Genomic DNA, 17,265 nt, shown 5'->3' on the forward strand with positions numbered 1-17,265 from the left:
ACGTTCCTTTAATGCTTATTCTATATTCATACGATTGAATACTGGATAAAGCCTCAACTTTTTACTTTATATTGAATTTTTTGCCCAGAAACTCAGATTTAATGGGTGGTTATACAGCTCAACTTCGGAGTTTTTCAATCGCTTCGACTAAATAATCTCGTGAGCAACCAAAATTCAAGCGAAAACAGTCTTTATCACCAAAATCTCTGCCCGCTGATGGGCCAACACCTTTGGCTTCACACCAGGCTTGCGTATCAGCAACTTGCAAACCGCTGGCATCAACCCACAGTAAAAAAGTCGCTGCGGGTGAAATAGCGGTTAACCCTTCAATTTTGTTGATTTCAGTCACTAAATAATCGCGGTTGGCGATTAAATACGCCACTTGTTGCTGATGCCAGTCATCGCAATGTCTAAAGGCTGCATTTGTAGCGGTAAGACCGGTAACAGTTACCGTGGGCAATCTGCCACGAGCGGCATGGTTAAAAGCAGCTCTTAATTTTTCGTTTGGAATAATCGCGAAAGAGGTACCTAATCCAGCAATATTAAAGGTTTTACTCGCAGCCATTAATGTAACTGAATGTTCAGCCAACTCGGGGTGGGCACTGGCGGGTAAATGCGGCACGTCATCTAAAATGAGATCGCAATGTATTTCATCCGAACACACCATGACGCCATGTTTTCTGCATATTGCTGCTATGGTATCTAACTCGTCCTGGTTTAAAACTGAACCAAGCGGATTCATTGGATTACACATAATAAATAAGCTGGCTTTAGGATCTGCGGCCGCCGCTTCTAAGGCATTAAAATCGAGGGTCCAGCGCCCTTCCACTTCTATTGAACCAATACACGTCCGATTAAGATTATTGATTGCCGGTGCCGCCAATATCGGAGGATAATTGGGTGTTTGCACAATAATCGTATCACCTGCTTGGCAATATGCTGCAATAGCCACATTAAATGCGGGCACCACGCCTGGAGTCCAAACTAGCCAACTAGGATCAATCTTCCAGTTATACCGACGTTGACACCACGCCACTACGGCCTCACTGGCATGGGTATCGTGTGCCGGTAAAGTATAACCAAAGAGGCCGTCATCAATGCGTTGATGTAAAGCAGATAAAATAGGCTCTGCACAGCGAAACTCAGTATCCGCAATCCACATAGGCAATATATCTGTGCCTTTGTATTTTTCCCATTTATGAGCTTTGGACGATGTGCGATCGGGTTTATCACTGAAATTCATTGCGGGTCCTTCGATTGTTAATGTAGCCGTTTGCATAAAACAGCTCATGTAGTTTGTTACTGGCAACTTTAGATTAAAACACAAGTCAACATAACCCAAGAACTTGTCTGGAATATTACCGGCTTTGTTTGTCTGAGGAAGACGATAAAAGAGCATTATTGGTGGGCATATCTTTGTGTAAATGACAAAGTCGGTATAAGGATCAAAATGAAAAAACTTGCAATGTAGCCAATCGAAAGCTTGCTGGTCACACAGAAAACCATCGATTCGGCATCTTCTATTACCGAGATAACTTACAACGTTAACAGCGCTGCAGACGTTACAGTTGTTGAAAATCCGCCGCCATGAGGTTTTCACATCAATACAGACTAAAGATTAACTCACAAACTCTATTTACAAATCCAAGGGGGAGACGCCTGCCATAACGAAATCCACTCAGGGATAGCGCTTGCTGGCATTGGCCTTGCGATACCGAAGCCTTGTGCTAAATGACATCCCATCTTGAGTAATTGCCGACCATGCTCCTGGGTTTCAACCCCCTCTGCTATCACCGAACGACCGAATGCCTTCGATAATTCAATGACACCTTTAACAATGGCCTGGTCATCCATGTCATCTAACATGTCGATGACAAAAGATTGATCTATTTTGATAACATCAGTCGAGAGCTTCCTTAAATAACTTAAAGATGAAAACCCCGTACCAAAATCATCTAGCGAAAAACGTATCCCTAACTGTTTACATTGGCTGATAACCTCAGCGATGTGCTGAGTATCTTTAATAATACTGGATTCTAGAATTTCAAATTCAAGCTGGCCCGCTTGAAAACTATTGTTGAGAAATAGCACTTCATTTAATTGATTAATAAAATCTTCATGCTGAAGCTGTAATGGACTGACATTCACACTGATGGGTATTGCTATGCCTAAGCACCGCCATTCATTATGCTGCTTGATGGCCTGGTCAATGACCCATTTACCAAGCTCAATCCCTAATGGTTCTTCTTCAATGTAAGGCAAAAAACGAAATGGTGATAACAGACCTTCTGTCGGGTGTTGCCAACGAATAAGGGCCTCTAAACCTATAATTTCATTAGTTTCCATATTAATTTTTGGTTGATAAAATAACAAAAATTCATTGTTACTCAATCCATTGCTTATATGTTCTAACTCTCGATACTGGAGTTTTATCGCGACATCATTTTCAAAATCAAATTCATGAATGCAATTCTTTCCCAGCTCTTTAGCCCTATACATGGCTTGATCAGCATGTCGAATAAGTATGTCTGAGTAACTATTGTCCTGCGGGAAATATGTCACGCCAATACTCACAGTGACAAAAAGGCGTTTGTTTTCAATAATAAATTCTTCTGCGATTGAAGAAAGTATTCGCTGTAAAATCTCTATTGCTTGATGATGACTGTCTAAATCATCCAGAATCAAAACAAACTCATCGCCACCAAATCGGGCAAGTGTATCCCCATCACGTATGACGGTTTTAAATCTATTTGCGACAAGGCAAAGAAACTCATCGCCTATATCATGACCGTAAACATCATTGACCTCTTTAAAACCATCCAAGTCTAAGAAGGCTATCGCTATTTGTTTGTTGTTACGCTGCGCTTTGATAAGCGCTTGCTGCATTCGATCCGCTAACAAATTCCTGTTTGGCAAATGTGTGAGTGGGTCATAATTTGCGGCAAACTTTAACTTATCGTTTAATTCTTTTAATACCTGATTACTTTTTTCAAGTTTGCGTTGATCATTTTTTGCGTCAGTAATATCTTGAAATATACCACTTAACTTTTCAGCGACACCCTCAACATACGTGACATGACAGGTCGTTCTAACGTCAATTTTTCGACCTTTAATCGTATAAGTTTCAAGCTCTAAGTCATACTCTTCACCATGTTGAATAGCAGCATCAAGCGCTGCTAAGAATATTTCTTTTGAGTCGGGTAATAAATAACTAGCGCCAAGATCAACGGTGGGATTAAATTCTTGCGGGGTTGCTTCATAAATGCGGTACGTTTCATCTGTCCAAATCAAATTATTGTCATGCAAATTGAGTTGCCAGCCACCTAGTTTGCCTATCTCTTGAGACTCTCTCAATAACTCGGTGGTGGTTGCAAGCAGCTCTTCTTGTTTCTTTCGGAAGGTAATTTCTTGGTGCATACCAATCATTCGTGTCGGTTTGCCTTCAGCATCCCATGTAATCGCTTTGCCTGTAGACAACACCCACACATAATGACCATTTTTGTGTTTTAAACGAACTTCTAATTCACAAAGTTCACTTTGGCCTTGGCAATGGTAATCATAATTTTTAATCGCTTTAGGCAAATCATCTGGGTGTAATACATCGAGCCAGGTTTGGTAATTAACAGGCATTAACTCCGATAAGCTATACCCTATCATCTCAGCCCAACGTTCATTACAAACAAGACCATCATTTTCAACACGCCAATCCCAGACGCCAACTTTAGTCGCATCGATAACTAACTCATTAACCTCTTGGCTTATCGTATTCTTGTGCATGGCCTTTATACTGTTTGGGATAAAAATGATGGATTTAATCCGCTTATGTAAATAAGCACTATTTGTTTGTAAATTAGTCACAAAAGTCTATTTATTGCTGTTGTTTTTTTATTTCAATACTAAAACAGTCGTAACGAACAGATAATCTTTAATATTAAGGTAGGCTTGATTGAGCATCAAAGCAAATAGCTTAGTTAATGAGCGAAATCAATGTGTAAAAAATCGACAAACAAGATGAGATTAGCGCTTTTATTCTGTTTACATTATATCCCCGCAATGGAGGCATTGTAATTCGACAATAGTTGAAATAAATACCTTTGTAAATTGTAGATAGCTACAGACGCTCACAACATCGAAACTCGGTATACTTCGCTAGATGCTTAGGTGTTAATACCCCAAAAATAGGAGATTATTATCGTATAGATGCGGATGAAATGATTAAACAATTATCCTTACCGCACGACGATGAAATTACCAGTATTGGGCTCACTACACATACATAGAAGAATAATTCTCTACATAGGCTTCCCACACTGGAGGTGTACCAATTACATCTTGTACTGTTTCGATAAATTTTTTGACCAGTGGCGTTTGATTTCTGTGCGGGTAAACGGCGTATAACGCGCCAAAGTCACTTGGAAACCGGTAGTTTTGCAGTATAGGGACGAGTCCGAGGTCTTTAAGGTTTGATTTAAGCACGGACAGATCGGCGATTGAATAACCCAACCCTGCCTGTGTGGCACTAATAAGCGAATCTACGCTGTTTGCTTTGAATCTTCCGTTTATGCTGTACTTCTCCATTGTAGTTTGTCCGGAAGGTGCCATTTCCAGCTTATCAAAAGTAAAGGATCCATTTGAGTAGGTAATCGCTGGTAAGGATACAAGCTCTTTAAGCGTTTGAGGATTACCGTGCTCTTGAATAAAGTTTTCTGAGGCCAGAATAACCAACTTAGTTGGTGCGAGTTTCTTCGCTATATTGGTTGAGTCTTTGGGGGAGTTTAAACGAAAAGCGATATCGAATTTCTCACCGATGATATCCGTCAATCTATCGTCCAATGAAAGCTCAATATAGGTTTCAGGGTATTTTTTCATAAAAAGATTGATGGCTTTCTGCAGATATGGATTGCCGAACGAAACATAACTGGTTATCCGTAATAATCCCCTGGGTTCAGTATGAAAAGTCTCCGCCAAGCGTTGGGTTTTACTGAGTTCATTGCGGATAACTTTGGCTTGTTCCAGGATCTCACGCCCTGCATCGGTCAGGGATAAAGATCGCGTGGTGCGGTTGAGCAACCTGACGCCTAGTGTCTCTTCCAATATTTTAAATTGCTTAGTGACGACCGCTCTATCCATGTGCCTGAGCTCAGCGGCTTTTGCAAAGGATCCCTGATAAACAATATCCAGGAACAGGTCAAGGCGAGTCGCTATATCCATGTTTTATCCGCAAGTTAATTAAAAAATGAATCTGAAGCTCTATCCATTGAAAGAGACAAGTAACTTAAATCGATGGCCAGTCAGTTTTTTGGCAGTCCGTAATTGAAATCTTCAGCACCTGAATGATAGCCCATCGCTAGGGCAACATTACAGGCGCAGCGGTTTAAATTACTTTTTTTAGCATTTTTCTGAGCGCAATACTGAAGCTTTCCGGGCTATCTTCCTGAACAAAATGGCTGGCGTCAGGTACAAGTTGTACGTCTGCTCTAGGAAAGTGAGAGCGCCATTTTGCAATGGCTTCAGGCGTGCCATGATTGAAGTCCTTTTGGCCAAAAATAAACGCTATTGGTTTATTCGCAAGTGTTGTTAGCCTGGCCTCAATTTTCTCAAGCCATGCGCCTGCAAGGGTGATCTGCTGAGGAAAAATAGCGGTTGCTCTTCTTGACTCTGGTGTCGGGAATGCCATGGTGTAAGCATCAACGATGGCTTGGTTACTGCTGGACTCTTCATTGATATTTGCCAGCATTAGCTTAGTCACAAAGAAGTTCTCGTCCAGTACTCGCTGTTCCATCTCGGGTGTTCTAAATAGCATAGAAAACTCCTCGATACCGCCATCCACTTTCCACGCCCAGGTATTGGAAATTACCACACCAAGTACGTTATCCGGATGATTAGTAGCCACGTTTAGTCCGGTCGGCCCACCCCAGTCTTGAACAACCATGATGAATTTGTCTAATTTCAGATGTTCAAAAATTAGGGATTCAATCCACTCAGAATGCTCCTGTGGCGTAAAACCGAAATTAGCAGGCGTATCTGAAAAGCCAAACCCGGGTAAATCATAGGCAATAACCCGAGCTTCCTTTGACATATCTTTGATTATATTGCGATTTAAAAAAGACCAATCGGGGTTGCCGTGCGTCAGAACAATAGGAATGCCCTCACCTTCATCGACGTAATGCATCGATGCACCATTACGTTCATACCAGTGGCTCTTAAACGGATATTCTTCCTTGTCTACTATAAAAGGACGTTGCTTTTTATTGGTCACATCCGCGTTGTTGATTATTGGATCTGGCTCGACTTGATAGCTGATTGGTTGTGAAGGTTTATCAGCAAGTTTTTTTAATGCTTCTACAGACATGTATTCCTCCTAAAAGGTTAAGAAACGATTCCCGAGTTTAATTGATTTTATCGAACAATTAGTTGAGACATAAGCCATAAAAGCAATAATAGCACTCTGTATACGCTTTATTGTTTCTTAAAAAACAATAATCAATTGACTATACGCCTCTATATCATTGCTTTGAGTCGCGCGATAATCCAATTCAATCAATCACCTTGATTGAGCATTTACACTGACGGAGTTAACAATATTGAAATCTACCATCGCATCGGCCTTTATCGGACTGTCTTTATTATTTGCTAACGCGACTCAAGCCGCCTCATTAGCACCACAATGGGAATTAACCGGGTTCTCGCAACCTGAATCTGTTTATGTTTCACCTGAACATGAATGGATCTACGTTTCTAATGTAAACGGTAATGAACCTGGCTTTATCAGTAAGTTATCAAAAAATGGGGATATCGAAGAGCTGAAATGGGTTGACGGGTTAGGTATGCCAACAGGCATGGGGATGTTTAAAAATAGCCTTTATGTAGTAGATGGCACTCAGGTGCATATCATTGATGTGGAAAGCGGAAAAATCACAAAAAGTTTACAAGCAAATGACGCTGTCATGCTTAATGACCTGACGGTGAGCGATAAAGGGCAAGTCTTTGTTGGAGATATCGCGTCAGGAAAAATCTACACCCAGGTCGAGAATGAACTCGTTGTTTGGATGGAAGATAAAAAAATCCCACATCCAAACGGTTTATTGGCACAGGGTAATACACTTTTTGTCGCCAATTTGGCCAGCAAATTAGCTCAGCAATTTGAGCCTGAAGAGTATGGTTCAATCTATAAGATTAATATCGCAGACAAATCGCTGCAAATGGTCAATTCAAGCTACAGACTTGGTGGTTTAGATGGTCTAACCGAGTTGAATAATTCACTGGTTGTCAGTCACTTTCCTGCTGGTGAGATTTATCAGATCACAGACAAAGAACGAACGCTGTTAGGCACGTTAGATATTAGCGCTGCGGATATTAGTGTAGATGACAGTACCGATACGCTGTTTGTTCCATTCTTACTTAAGAACAAAGTGGCTTCTTATAAGATCATCAACGATTAAAGTCTATAGAAATAAAAGGTCTAGGAAAAGGAACTGAAAAATGAAGAGAGTATTAACACTCGCAGTAAGTTTATTCGTATTGTCAGCATGCTCAGCTATGAATACCAATGAGCTGGCGAAAAATACGCCAGAAAAAAGTATTTCTGGTTCAGGTTATGAGTCATTAAGAGGCGCCGTGATCAATTACGGCTACGATGGTTTTGATGATTTTAACCTGACTATTTATAACAATAAAATCAAATGGCTTGGTCAAAAAGGATACTTTCAAGGTGTTGCCAGTGAGGTTGTGCCACAGATATCGAAGGTTGCTGATAATATTTATTTCTTTTCCTGGTCTACTGGGAATGGAGGAGACAATGTTGTCCATAATTATAACGCCATGAGGGTCAATGCTCACTTGTCTGAGTCTCGGGTAAAAGAGGCTTTGTGGCAGATCCACGGTGATGTTTACAATATCAATAGCCCTGAAAGTGTTTTTCCACACTCACAACTTACCCCTGTTGAAGATATTGGCAAAATATTAAAGAAAAACATCGCTGACAAGAATCTACCGCCATTTGCCTTCTCAACAGAAATATCACATTTCCCAGAAGATATCGCGGGCAGAAACGAGTTAACAGGGCTTGCTATAAAATATGATACGCCTGATGGCGTGATAAAAATCGAAGTCGATGGTGAGCGCACTTACGTCAGTAAAAATAATCAGGATAGGAAAGATGTTTTTACCGCAGCCACTAAGATTGCGGATGGTATCTACTTTATCTCATGGGAAAAAGGGGGTGATAGTGATCATATCGTCGTTAACCGAAATAGTATGACCGTTTTTGATCATGTATCCCCAACAGGTGAACGTAAAGAAGCTATTTATGACATTACCTATTTTGGCGCCAAGTAATACAAAGCAAATAGGCTATTGTTTTTTATCAGCGCAACGGCCATTAGAGTCAGCAACTCGACATACTTTTAAACTAATGATGCGCACTTTATGTGCTCAAAAGGAAAAATACGATGAAAATTGAAATGTGGGCTGATTATACCTGTCCTTACTGTTACATGGGACAAGCCAGTCTTGATCAAGCGCTTGAAGGACTTGAATTGAATGAAGAGATAGAAATTGTACACAAAAGCTTTCAGCTAGAACCCAATGAAGCTTGTCACGCTGGCGAAGACCTCAATGATCTGGTGGCAAAAAGATACGGTAAATCATACGAATGGGGCAAAGCCCATAACGAACAACACACTCAAATGGCCGCAGGTTTTGGTTTGCAGTTGAATCTGGCCGCTCAAACTATCAACAATACGATTCTGGCACATCAAGCCACTAAATTTGCTGATGCAGAAGGTAAAAAAGAGCTGATGATTGAGCGTATATATCAAGCTACCTTTGAAGAAGGCAAGGATATCGGCGATAGACAAACGTTATTAGATCTTGCCGGCGAAATTGGTTTGGATGCGGATAAACTCGCAAAAGCGTTTGAAGAAAAAACCTACCTCAACGCAGCTCATGCAGACATTACAGAGGCCGGAGCAAAAGGAATAAACGGTGTTCCGTTTTATCTGATCAATGGCAATATACCTGTGTTCGGCTTGCATAAGGTGGATGCATTAAAAGCAATTCTACAACAAGCGAGTGAACAATCGTAATCTTCAACGATTATGAGGAACTCATAAAACCAGATATTTGACAATAAGATATTAATATTCAGTCGTACCGAAACAGGGACATTATTAACATCAAATAACTCGTAATATTCTTTTGGACTACACCAGGCGTCAAAAATAGTCACGATCATTGAAGGTGTATTAATACTCTAGCTACAATACAAGCCTCTTTCTCATTTAACTGGTTTGTTCTTAAAGGGAAATACGCTCATTGCTGCCAATATGGCGAGTAAGGTTGTTCAGCAATTTAAACCCGAACAGTTTGGTTCGGTTTATCAGATTAATATCGGTGACAAATCTGTACAGATGATTAACTCAGGCTACCGACGTGGTAGTGTGGAGGCGTTGCACAGTGGAACGATAATCTCGTTATCAGCCATTTTCCAGCGGGTGAAATTTATCAGATGACAGGTAAATAACGTATTTTATTAGGCATCACAGATGTAAGTGTTGCTGATACCTGTTTTGATGACATCTGTGTTAATGATAGCACTGACATCTTGTATTTTCGGTCTTGTTCAAGGGCAAAGAGGCTTTTTATAAGAGAGTTAATGACTCAGTTAATGGACCCAGTTAATGACCAAATCAATAGATAAGAAGAGTAACAAATATGAATAGACGTGATGTATTAAAAGCCACCGCGCTTACAGCAATGGGCGCAGCAGCTGCATTAACAAATGGCTCTGTTTTAGCTCAGTCAGTTTCGGAAAAAGATCATAACAGAGTATTCAAAAATATTGTTATGAGCAGAGAAAAAGGGGTTCTCATACTACGCATCAATAAACTGCCTCGTAATGAGGTGTCACAGATCACCCTGCATGAACTCAATATGGGTCTTGATATGGCTGCTGAAGACAAATCAGTGGGTGCAATTGTAATAACAGGCTCAGAGAGTGTTTTTTCAGCAGGTGCCGGAGCTGACGTTTTTCAGGAGAAGACTCAAGGAATGCCAACGCACGCCTCACTTGCTCATCAGGTCTTCAGCAGAATTGAAGGTTTTCCGAAACCTGTGATAGCTGCAATTAACGGATATAGCGGTGGCGGTGGTAATGAATTAGCATTTGCTTGCGATATTAGAATAGCAACGAAGAGTGCGACATTTAGACAGCCTGAACTCCAGGTCGGACTCATTCCCGGATTTGGTGGCATGCAAAGGCTTCAGCGTCATATTGGGCTAGGACGAGCAATGGAGATGATGATCACTGGCCGCTTGATGGATGCTAATGAAGCATTATCATTTGGATTAGTAACAACTGTTGTTGCAGATAATGAGGTATTAACCGCCGCAATATCAATGGCTGAAAAATTGATTAAAGATGTCAACGGACCTGCGTTCGCCGCATTCAAAGAGCGCATGGGTGCATCTTACAGTGAGCCTTTTGGCGCAGCACTAAAAAATGACCAACTTGCATTTGATCGCTTGGTAGTAACCGAAGAAGCACACTCTGCACTGCAGCGTTTTATCGCAAAACAAAAAGGCTAAGCTAAGCTTTTTTGTTCGCCATTACACTAAAATGGATTATTACGAGGGCTATCCATTCAACGCCACCAGTGTAAATATATTGAAAGGATAAAATGCAAACAACAAAGACACCTGCCCTCCTACAAATTTATCGGGAATATATTTGAACAGCTTTAGCTGACCCGAATGGTGAGTGTTATGGGTGGCAGCGCACAAAAACTACCAGTACATTTATCATTTTTATTGGCCATTCTGGCGATGGGCTCACGGAGTGAGCGCATAAACCAACTGATATCAATTAAGCGTTTACGGTATTCAGTAATGCATTCATTAACCGTTTGAAGTTCAAATGAGTTAAGGTCTTCTTCTTTTAGGTATTTGTGTGTAAGTAACGAGCCCTTAAAGCCTTTGTTCCATTGAATCAGTCTCTCTTTGTCTGACCACTTTTTTGCTTTGTCAGCATCTATTTTTAACACCACATGCAAATGATGACTCCCAGCCCTGTTAAAAAGAGTGCATAAGCACAGATATCAATAGCAAAAATGGTCGCCAATTCAAGAATGCGTGAATCGACCTACTCACACCTACGCTCAAAACTCTCACCTGTTGAGTTATCTATTCCACATAGAAATGCCTTACGCCCCGTGAACAACAGTGATCACTTCCTATTTGCAGGAGAAGGCGTATTTTCTAGGCTAACGATAGTCTGTCTAGGTCTGGCCATCTTAGATTACCTGTCTGAGTTAAGAGTAACTAAAGCCTAGTTGGGTGCTTGCGATTACCCATCTGGTTGGGTGATCATACTGTTCCTTATGCTGTTCCATCGCAAATTGAGCGATCGATCAAAATATACTTGAACGACTGTTCATATTGCTTTATAGTTCATCCCATCAACGAAGAGACAATCAATCAATTTGTTTTCTTGTTACGAGTTTCAACATTTTAAATAACCAATTGGATTAAGACATGACAGCATTTAAATCAGACGTAATCAGCCGTGAATCATACCGAGTCAATGGTGCCGACCTTTCTGTACTTCAAGCTGGCAAGGTAGGAAACCCAGTCGCTTTATTAATTCATGGTATTCCGGCTAATGCATTACTTTGGACTAAAGTCATTGAAGCGCTATCTGCTCGAGGTTACTTTGTTGTTGCGCCTGACTTACCTGGTTTTGGTGAAACAAAAGTGTCTGATAAAAGCCAGTATGGTATTCAAGCAAGTGCAGATTTACTGAATGACTGGATTATCGCGCAAGGTTGGAAGAATATCTGGCTTGTCGCTCATGATATTGGTGGCGGTGTCGCTCAAGGTTTGATGGTAGCAAATGAAACAGTCTTTCAAAAAGCAACCATATCCAACGCGATAACAGCAGATACGTGGCCTGTACCGGCAATGCAAGGTCTGATTGATGCAGCAAACGCACAGCAGTATGAAATAGCGGCAAAATCCGGAATGCTTGCAGAACAACTTGCCCCTTTGGTTCGTGCAACGTTTGTCAATCAACAACAGATAACTGATGAAGTCCTGGAAACGGTATTTCTTGATTCAAAACTAAACACTGAAACGGGTAGAGCTAAATTTGCAGACCTGCTTCGTAGTTTAACTAATGAAGATACGCTAGCGAACATGGAAGCATTGAAAAAAGTAAACCTTCCTGTCAACCTGATCTGGGCGATGCAAGATCCAAATCAACCGTGGGAAGGTCCTGGTTCAATCCTGCTAAATACATTTAAAAACGTGACGGTCAATAACATTGAACAGGCGGGTCACTTCTTGCAAATTGATGCCGAGAAAGAGTACTTAAAGCTACTACTTGGCTAGGACGTTATAAAAACCACTTTGTTAGCGTTTAACTGGACGATAACTTCAATGATTTTATGTGGGAGATGAAGAATCACTCCTCATTATTTATAATATTAGGACCATAAAATATGCTGCTTTCTATCGTTAGTTTTGTTTTATTAAATATTGCATTGGTACATTACTTCTCTAAATTAAAGCAGAACAAAGCAGCAAAGAATCCTGTGTTTCTTAAGAGTGCAATGGCCATTAGCTCTTTATCGTCGGTGTGGGCAATAAGTACACTTTTTACAACGCCTACACCGGTGGCTTCAACGGTTTTTATCATCGTCATAGCGCTTTATGTATTATCAACCAGCGCGATATTTACTTTTCTTCTTTCTACAGCAGAAACACCTATTGGTAATATTAAAATCGCGGTAGGTGACGATCTTTTAGCCTTTAAAACTAAAACGTTTGACTCTAGCTCATTGGCAGGTAAGCGTACATTATTGAAGTTTTATCGAGGCTCATGGTGCCCTTATTGTTCGGCAGAGCTGGTTATGTTTGAAGCGCTTAAGCCTCAATTAGATAAATATAACATTCAAATAGTCGGTATTTCTAACGATACCGCTGAACAACAACAAACCCACAAAATACGCGATAATATTAGCCACACGTTGGTGTCAGATCCTGAACTAAATATCATCCGACAATACGGCGTTGAGCATCATAAAGCGTTAGGCGCAACCTCGGATGAGCTGATTAGTATTTTTGGTATTACCATGCCCCTTCCTTGGAAAATGAAATATAAACCGATGTCTATTCCAACGTCGATATTAATCGATGAGAACGGCAAAATTGTATGGATTGACCAATCAGAGGATTATCGTTTACGTGCAAGCGAAGATGCCGTAATGGGTGCGGTTGCAGCTAATTTTGCTAAAGATTAATAACCAATTTCATTAAGTAATCTTGGATAATGTAGACATTGTTGAAGCATATTAACTAAATTGCAGTTACACAGAATCTGTTACACCCTCTAAGCCTTAGGTTTGTCGATTTGGCATTTAGTCTTAAATCTTGCTGAGGGATAGCTTGCTCGTAATAAAGAGGAACCTAGGGTTCAAAGTCCTATCTTTCGCCCAATAAAAAGGCTCATCATTTCTGATGAGCCTTTTTATTTGAATGTGGCGGAGGGATAGGGATTTGAACCCAGACTCTCGAATTAAATATTTAAAATAGTCGTTTAAATTCATTTAGTTGCAGATTTTTACACCATCAAACTCTGCAATTGTTAACTAAGATTGACTTTATTCCTGAAGTTGAAATAAGTCAATAATTATGGACCTTTAAAAGCGCTAATTTGTGCATCTAAAAATTTAATCATAATGAAGTATAAGTCGAACGGGACTGATTAAACTCAACTAGCCCACAAGCGCCTGCTCGCTTTGGCACCAACCCAAAGGAAGCGAAGTGCAAACCCCAAACGCCAGAAAAAAGAAAACCAGCTCCCGCTGGTTTTCGTTAGTGTTTGCTTTGCTCCCAAAGAAGCCAAACCTTCGGGCAACTAGTACCGTTGAAGAAAGCTTCTTTGGGTTTAGTTATTTGAAATCAAAATTTAAGGGTTTTATTATGCTATTTCCCGCACCTTATATAAATTGTTTCACCACCGCCTTCATACAGGTTTCTTGATTCATCAATAATTTCCATATGCTCTAAACACTCTTTCGGTTTATTTTTAAAAAGACTAATTAGTTTTTTCAACCTTCTCAAACTTGGTTTTTTTTCACCTGTTTCTGAGAAATCAACAGCTTCAAAAATAAAATATACTCCTTCACCATTAGATTCCTCAATTGTTTTTAACCAATCAGCATAATAGTGGTTTTCATTTATATCTAAAAACCTGTTGTCGATACTAGTGCAACCTAACAACATAGTATTTAAAGCAAGAAATAAGGGAAATAGTTTATTCATAATATTCTCTTCTGTGCCAATCATAAATGTAAGGAGCATTGGCTGTCATTGCGATACCTGTATAAGCCGCTGTTGGAACCATCCCAGCTAAGCTCCAAGCTTGGAAAGCTGTATTATAAGTTTCAGTCCCTGAAAGTACCATGCCAGTCATAGAGTCATAACCTTGAAAACCAACTAATTTCGAAATATCAGAATTCCAAAAGTCATGACCTTTAGAAATAGCATTCATGCTTCTTGCCCATGTTGAACTTTTATTTTCAAATATGGTTCCTTCCATACCTGAATCTTTTGTCAAATTTGTAAACCAGTTACCATCTCCAGCATCTGTACCTACAATCTGCGACATATCTCTATTTGAGTAGGTCATCAGTTCACCATGCTTGTTATATACAGGAGGTCTATTACCTTCAATTTTTGTTGCTCTAAGTTTCAACATATTTGTTCGTTCCTTGATATGTTCCCATCCTAACCTAGTCATAGAAAGAGCAAATGAAAGCTTAAAGCCTTCCCGGAAGCTCCCCCCTGTAGCTTCACCTGAAATACCACCTGCAACGCTATTAGACATCACCCGAGAAAAGTTCCATGTATTACCATAATGAGCAGCAATTCCACCAAATATTGCACCACTAAATGCCCCTTTCAAAGCTCCTGTTAGAGAACCTTTTAGACTTCCAGTCATCAGTGCTCCACTAACAAAGCCACCGGCTCCGCCAGCTATTCCCCCAGTTACAATTCCACCTGCCGTAGTTAATGTTGCTGCCGAAGTTGCTGTTGCAGCAGTTCCCCATGTAGCTCCCCATCCCGCAACCCAATTAGTGGCAGCACCATAAGTAGCAACAACGGCAACTACAGCTAAAATAGGTTTCCACCAGTTTTTAACAAATTTTTTCAGCCCACTGAAAAAATAACCACTCGGATCGGTATAGCTCATCGGATTATTCAACACATAGGAATAACGATTGTAATTCTGGCTATTCAACGGTGCCTGAATAAAGGGATCTGCTTGCAAGAATCTACCCAAGGTTGAATCGTAAATACGCCCACCCATATGAATAATATCTAAGTCTTTTATGTGCTTATGGCCTGTATATCCTCTGTCTGTCGGTTCGCTGGTCGTAAAACTAGCCAACGAACTATGAAGATACACAGCGGTACGTTTACCCCATGGGTCATAAATCGCTTGCGAGACGACTGCGCCACTGCCATTGGTTGTGGCGATGACCGAGCCTTGATGGTCTTTGTGTAGATAAAAAGTATCAGTTGAACCATTGCTTCGTTGGGTATAGACAATATCGCCGACATAAAACTTATGCTCGGTTAATGTACCTGCGCCACCCGTACGATATACCTTTTCATAATTACCTAAATAGGTTGTCTGATAAGTCACATTTTTGCCATTTTCGACATACGTATCAGATTTATAAATAAGCTCACGCTCAGGCCCATATTTCATGGTAGAACTACTGCCAGCTTTCGTGATTAATGTTGGCTTGTCGTAACTACCATAAGTAAAGGTGCGGGTGCCATCAGTTTTACTATTGCCGTTGGCATCGTAAAAAAACTTATATAATTGCGCTCCAGAGGCTGATTTGACCTCATTAAGCTGGTGCGGTTTAGTTGCATAGTAGGTGTAATTGCCCACACCCGTTTTAAATTTAATATTACCCCAGTCATCATAATTGAAATCTTGATACGTTTTACTACCATTCGCAATACTAATTGTCCTGTCTTCTAAACGGTCTGTCAGGTAGTCATAGCCATACGTTTCTGTAAAGTCGGTAATGCTTCCAGGGATTGAACCAAATTTAGTCCAGCGGCTGGTTACGAAATAATTGTGGGTGTCTTAATTATTGTAATTACGCATGATTGGTTCAGATTTCACTATTAAGCCCCGTCTTTATAAACATCAGGGCAGTATAGCCGCTTCTAGCAGTAAATAAGTCGCATCAAAAGCAATGATAAGACTGAGAATGTTGTACAGAAAACTAATGCCAAAAAGCCTTCGGTGAGCAGAGTATGATCTTGACTCACCGGAGGGGTACATACGGCCATGTTAAAGTACTTTATTTAATGCGATACTTTCCTACGACCTCGGTTAATATGACCTTCAGTTTTTCAAATTGGGCAACTCCCATGTCAGTCATTTTAAAATCTCCTACCTCAGAATAAGTTAACTTTGATTGCTGTTCATCTTCCCTGAACATAACTTCAACATATTGCCCTATCAATCCATTACTTACACGCTTCAGATCAATGTAATAACTGCCCACCATCCAACATTTATTAGCACTTTCGTCTTCTTGTTCATAATTATCACTAACAAAGCCCAATGCTTTAAGATTAGTGCATAGGGCCATATATTGCTGTTCAATATTTAACTTGTCAGTATTGAAGCTTATTTCAACATCGGTCGTTGGCAGACATCCACTTAATGCCATTAAGATAGTTGAAAACATCAAAATCCTTAACATCCACTTATCCTCAAATCACTATAAGTTGTGGTGATATAAAAAAACGGAGCCATTTTTTAACAAATAACATAACTCGTTTTCATGGCTTTGGCGAGAGGTATAGTCGATATACTCAACTCACCTCTTTCTATCAATATGACTAATACATTAGATTTAAATTAGTAGTTTACTAACTATTTTCGAAGTTAGGAGCAGCAGAAAATCTTGATATCAATCAAGTATAAGGAAGATGGTGGTTTTTCAAGAATTAATGCTTAAGCGCACAGCTAGCGCTGACAATTTTTGGTGCCTTGTCGTCGCTTCGGTCTATATGCTCACAATGTTCACTTAATGCAGGTAATACCCCAGGGCGAGATCGTGAATGTTTTTTGAACAATTTGACGCACTATTTGACGTTAACATCTCGCTATGATCTTATACTCCCTTTTTTCGGGAGCACACCATGCATATTGACCACTTCAAAGAGAATTTC

General features: G+C 40.2%; 14 protein-coding genes. 6 read left to right on the forward strand and 8 right to left on the reverse strand.

Going from position 1 to position 17,265, the window contains the following annotated elements; genetic code table 11:
- Positions 1 to 118: 118 nt before the first annotated feature.
- The 4 genes from AC19MX_RS19475 to AC19MX_RS19490 form a co-directional block, all read right to left on the reverse strand.
- Entirely contained in the window at positions 119 to 1,243 is a 1,125-nt protein-coding gene (locus tag AC19MX_RS19475; protein ID WP_498299572.1) for a MalY/PatB family protein, read from the reverse strand.
- A 389-nt stretch (positions 1,244 to 1,632) separates the two neighbouring features.
- A complete protein-coding gene (locus AC19MX_RS19480; protein ID WP_498299573.1) occupies positions 1,633 to 3,777 on the reverse strand; it encodes a bifunctional diguanylate cyclase/phosphodiesterase in 2,145 nt (714 codons plus the stop codon).
- A 489-nt stretch (positions 3,778 to 4,266) separates the two neighbouring features.
- Positions 4,267 to 5,211, reverse strand: coding sequence for a LysR family transcriptional regulator (locus tag AC19MX_RS19485; RefSeq protein WP_498299574.1), 945 nt, complete (start codon positions 5,209 to 5,211; stop codon positions 4,267 to 4,269).
- 163 nt (positions 5,212 to 5,374) lie between these two features.
- Positions 5,375 to 6,352, reverse strand: a complete 978-nt coding sequence (locus tag AC19MX_RS19490) for an alpha/beta fold hydrolase (RefSeq protein WP_498299575.1) — start codon at positions 6,350 to 6,352, stop codon at positions 5,375 to 5,377.
- Between the two features lie 232 nt (positions 6,353 to 6,584).
- On the opposite strand from AC19MX_RS19490, the gene AC19MX_RS19495 reads away from it, so the two are divergent.
- From AC19MX_RS19495 to AC19MX_RS19510, 4 genes are all read left to right on the forward strand, one after another.
- Positions 6,585 to 7,442: an SMP-30/gluconolactonase/LRE family protein gene (locus AC19MX_RS19495; protein WP_498299576.1), complete on the forward strand. Its 858-nt coding sequence runs from the start codon at positions 6,585 to 6,587 to the stop codon at positions 7,440 to 7,442.
- A 40-nt stretch (positions 7,443 to 7,482) separates the two neighbouring features.
- Positions 7,483 to 8,337, forward strand: coding sequence for a hypothetical protein (locus AC19MX_RS19500; RefSeq protein ID WP_498299577.1), 855 nt, complete (start codon positions 7,483 to 7,485; stop codon positions 8,335 to 8,337).
- A gap of 113 nt (positions 8,338 to 8,450) precedes the next feature.
- Entirely contained in the window at positions 8,451 to 9,086 is a 636-nt protein-coding gene (locus AC19MX_RS19505) for a DsbA family oxidoreductase (protein ID WP_498299578.1), read from the forward strand.
- Positions 9,087 to 9,714: 628 nt separating this feature from the next.
- Positions 9,715 to 10,587 carry an enoyl-CoA hydratase/isomerase family protein gene (locus AC19MX_RS19510; RefSeq protein WP_498299579.1) on the forward strand — a complete coding sequence of 291 codons (873 nt, stop codon included), beginning with the start codon at positions 9,715 to 9,717 and terminating at the stop codon, positions 10,585 to 10,587.
- A gap of 152 nt (positions 10,588 to 10,739) precedes the next feature.
- Here AC19MX_RS19510 and AC19MX_RS19515 read toward each other — a convergent pair whose 3' ends face one another.
- Entirely contained in the window at positions 10,740 to 11,045 is a 306-nt protein-coding gene (locus AC19MX_RS19515; protein ID WP_498299584.1) for a hypothetical protein, read from the reverse strand.
- 487 nt (positions 11,046 to 11,532) lie between these two features.
- On the opposite strand from AC19MX_RS19515, the gene AC19MX_RS19520 reads away from it, so the two are divergent.
- On the forward strand, positions 11,533 to 12,387 hold the full coding sequence (locus AC19MX_RS19520; RefSeq protein ID WP_498299580.1) for an alpha/beta fold hydrolase: 855 nt from the start codon (positions 11,533 to 11,535) through the stop codon (positions 12,385 to 12,387).
- A 110-nt stretch (positions 12,388 to 12,497) separates the two neighbouring features.
- Positions 12,498 to 13,298, forward strand: a complete 801-nt coding sequence (locus AC19MX_RS19525) for a peroxiredoxin family protein (RefSeq protein ID WP_498299581.1) — start codon at positions 12,498 to 12,500, stop codon at positions 13,296 to 13,298.
- Positions 13,299 to 13,983: 685 nt separating this feature from the next.
- Here the strand turns inward: AC19MX_RS19525 and AC19MX_RS19530 are convergent.
- The 3 genes from AC19MX_RS19530 to AC19MX_RS19540 form a co-directional block, all read right to left on the reverse strand.
- Positions 13,984 to 14,322: a hypothetical protein gene (locus AC19MX_RS19530; RefSeq protein WP_124731065.1), complete on the reverse strand. Its 339-nt coding sequence runs from the start codon at positions 14,320 to 14,322 to the stop codon at positions 13,984 to 13,986.
- Positions 14,315 to 15,964 carry an RHS repeat domain-containing protein gene (locus tag AC19MX_RS19535; RefSeq protein ID WP_498299582.1) on the reverse strand — a complete coding sequence of 550 codons (1,650 nt, stop codon included), beginning with the start codon at positions 15,962 to 15,964 and terminating at the stop codon, positions 14,315 to 14,317. Before AC19MX_RS19535 ends, AC19MX_RS19530 begins: the two co-directional genes overlap by 8 nt.
- 421 nt (positions 15,965 to 16,385) lie before the next feature.
- Complete coding sequence (locus AC19MX_RS19540; protein WP_124731067.1) at positions 16,386 to 16,778, reverse strand: hypothetical protein; 393 nt, start codon at positions 16,776 to 16,778, stop codon at positions 16,386 to 16,388.
- Positions 16,779 to 17,265 lie beyond the last annotated feature (487 nt).

Source organism: Shewanella sp. MF05956 (genome assembly GCF_059758055.1).

What these genes read in the sequence shown, in the direction of transcription:
- AC19MX_RS19505 (WP_498299578.1), top strand. Translation starts at nt 8,451, where the DNA reads ATGAAAATTGAAATGTGGGCTGATTATACCTGTCCTTACTGTTACATG.
- AC19MX_RS19480 (WP_498299573.1), bottom strand. Translation starts at nt 3,777, where the DNA reads ATGCACAAGAATACGATAAGCCAAGAGGTTAATGAGTTAGTTATCGAT.
- AC19MX_RS19500 (WP_498299577.1), top strand. Translation starts at nt 7,483, where the DNA reads ATGAAGAGAGTATTAACACTCGCAGTAAGTTTATTCGTATTGTCAGCA.
- AC19MX_RS19485 (WP_498299574.1), bottom strand. Translation starts at nt 5,211, where the DNA reads ATGGATATAGCGACTCGCCTTGACCTGTTCCTGGATATTGTTTATCAG.
- AC19MX_RS19520 (WP_498299580.1), top strand. Translation starts at nt 11,533, where the DNA reads ATGACAGCATTTAAATCAGACGTAATCAGCCGTGAATCATACCGAGTC.
- AC19MX_RS19490 (WP_498299575.1), bottom strand. Translation starts at nt 6,352, where the DNA reads ATGTCTGTAGAAGCATTAAAAAAACTTGCTGATAAACCTTCACAACCA.
- AC19MX_RS19530 (WP_124731065.1), bottom strand. Translation starts at nt 14,322, where the DNA reads ATGAATAAACTATTTCCCTTATTTCTTGCTTTAAATACTATGTTGTTA.
- AC19MX_RS19525 (WP_498299581.1), top strand. Translation starts at nt 12,498, where the DNA reads ATGCTGCTTTCTATCGTTAGTTTTGTTTTATTAAATATTGCATTGGTA.
- AC19MX_RS19475 (WP_498299572.1), bottom strand. Translation starts at nt 1,243, where the DNA reads ATGAATTTCAGTGATAAACCCGATCGCACATCGTCCAAAGCTCATAAA.
- AC19MX_RS19540 (WP_124731067.1), bottom strand. Translation starts at nt 16,778, where the DNA reads ATGTTTTCAACTATCTTAATGGCATTAAGTGGATGTCTGCCAACGACC.
- AC19MX_RS19510 (WP_498299579.1), top strand. Translation starts at nt 9,715, where the DNA reads ATGAATAGACGTGATGTATTAAAAGCCACCGCGCTTACAGCAATGGGC.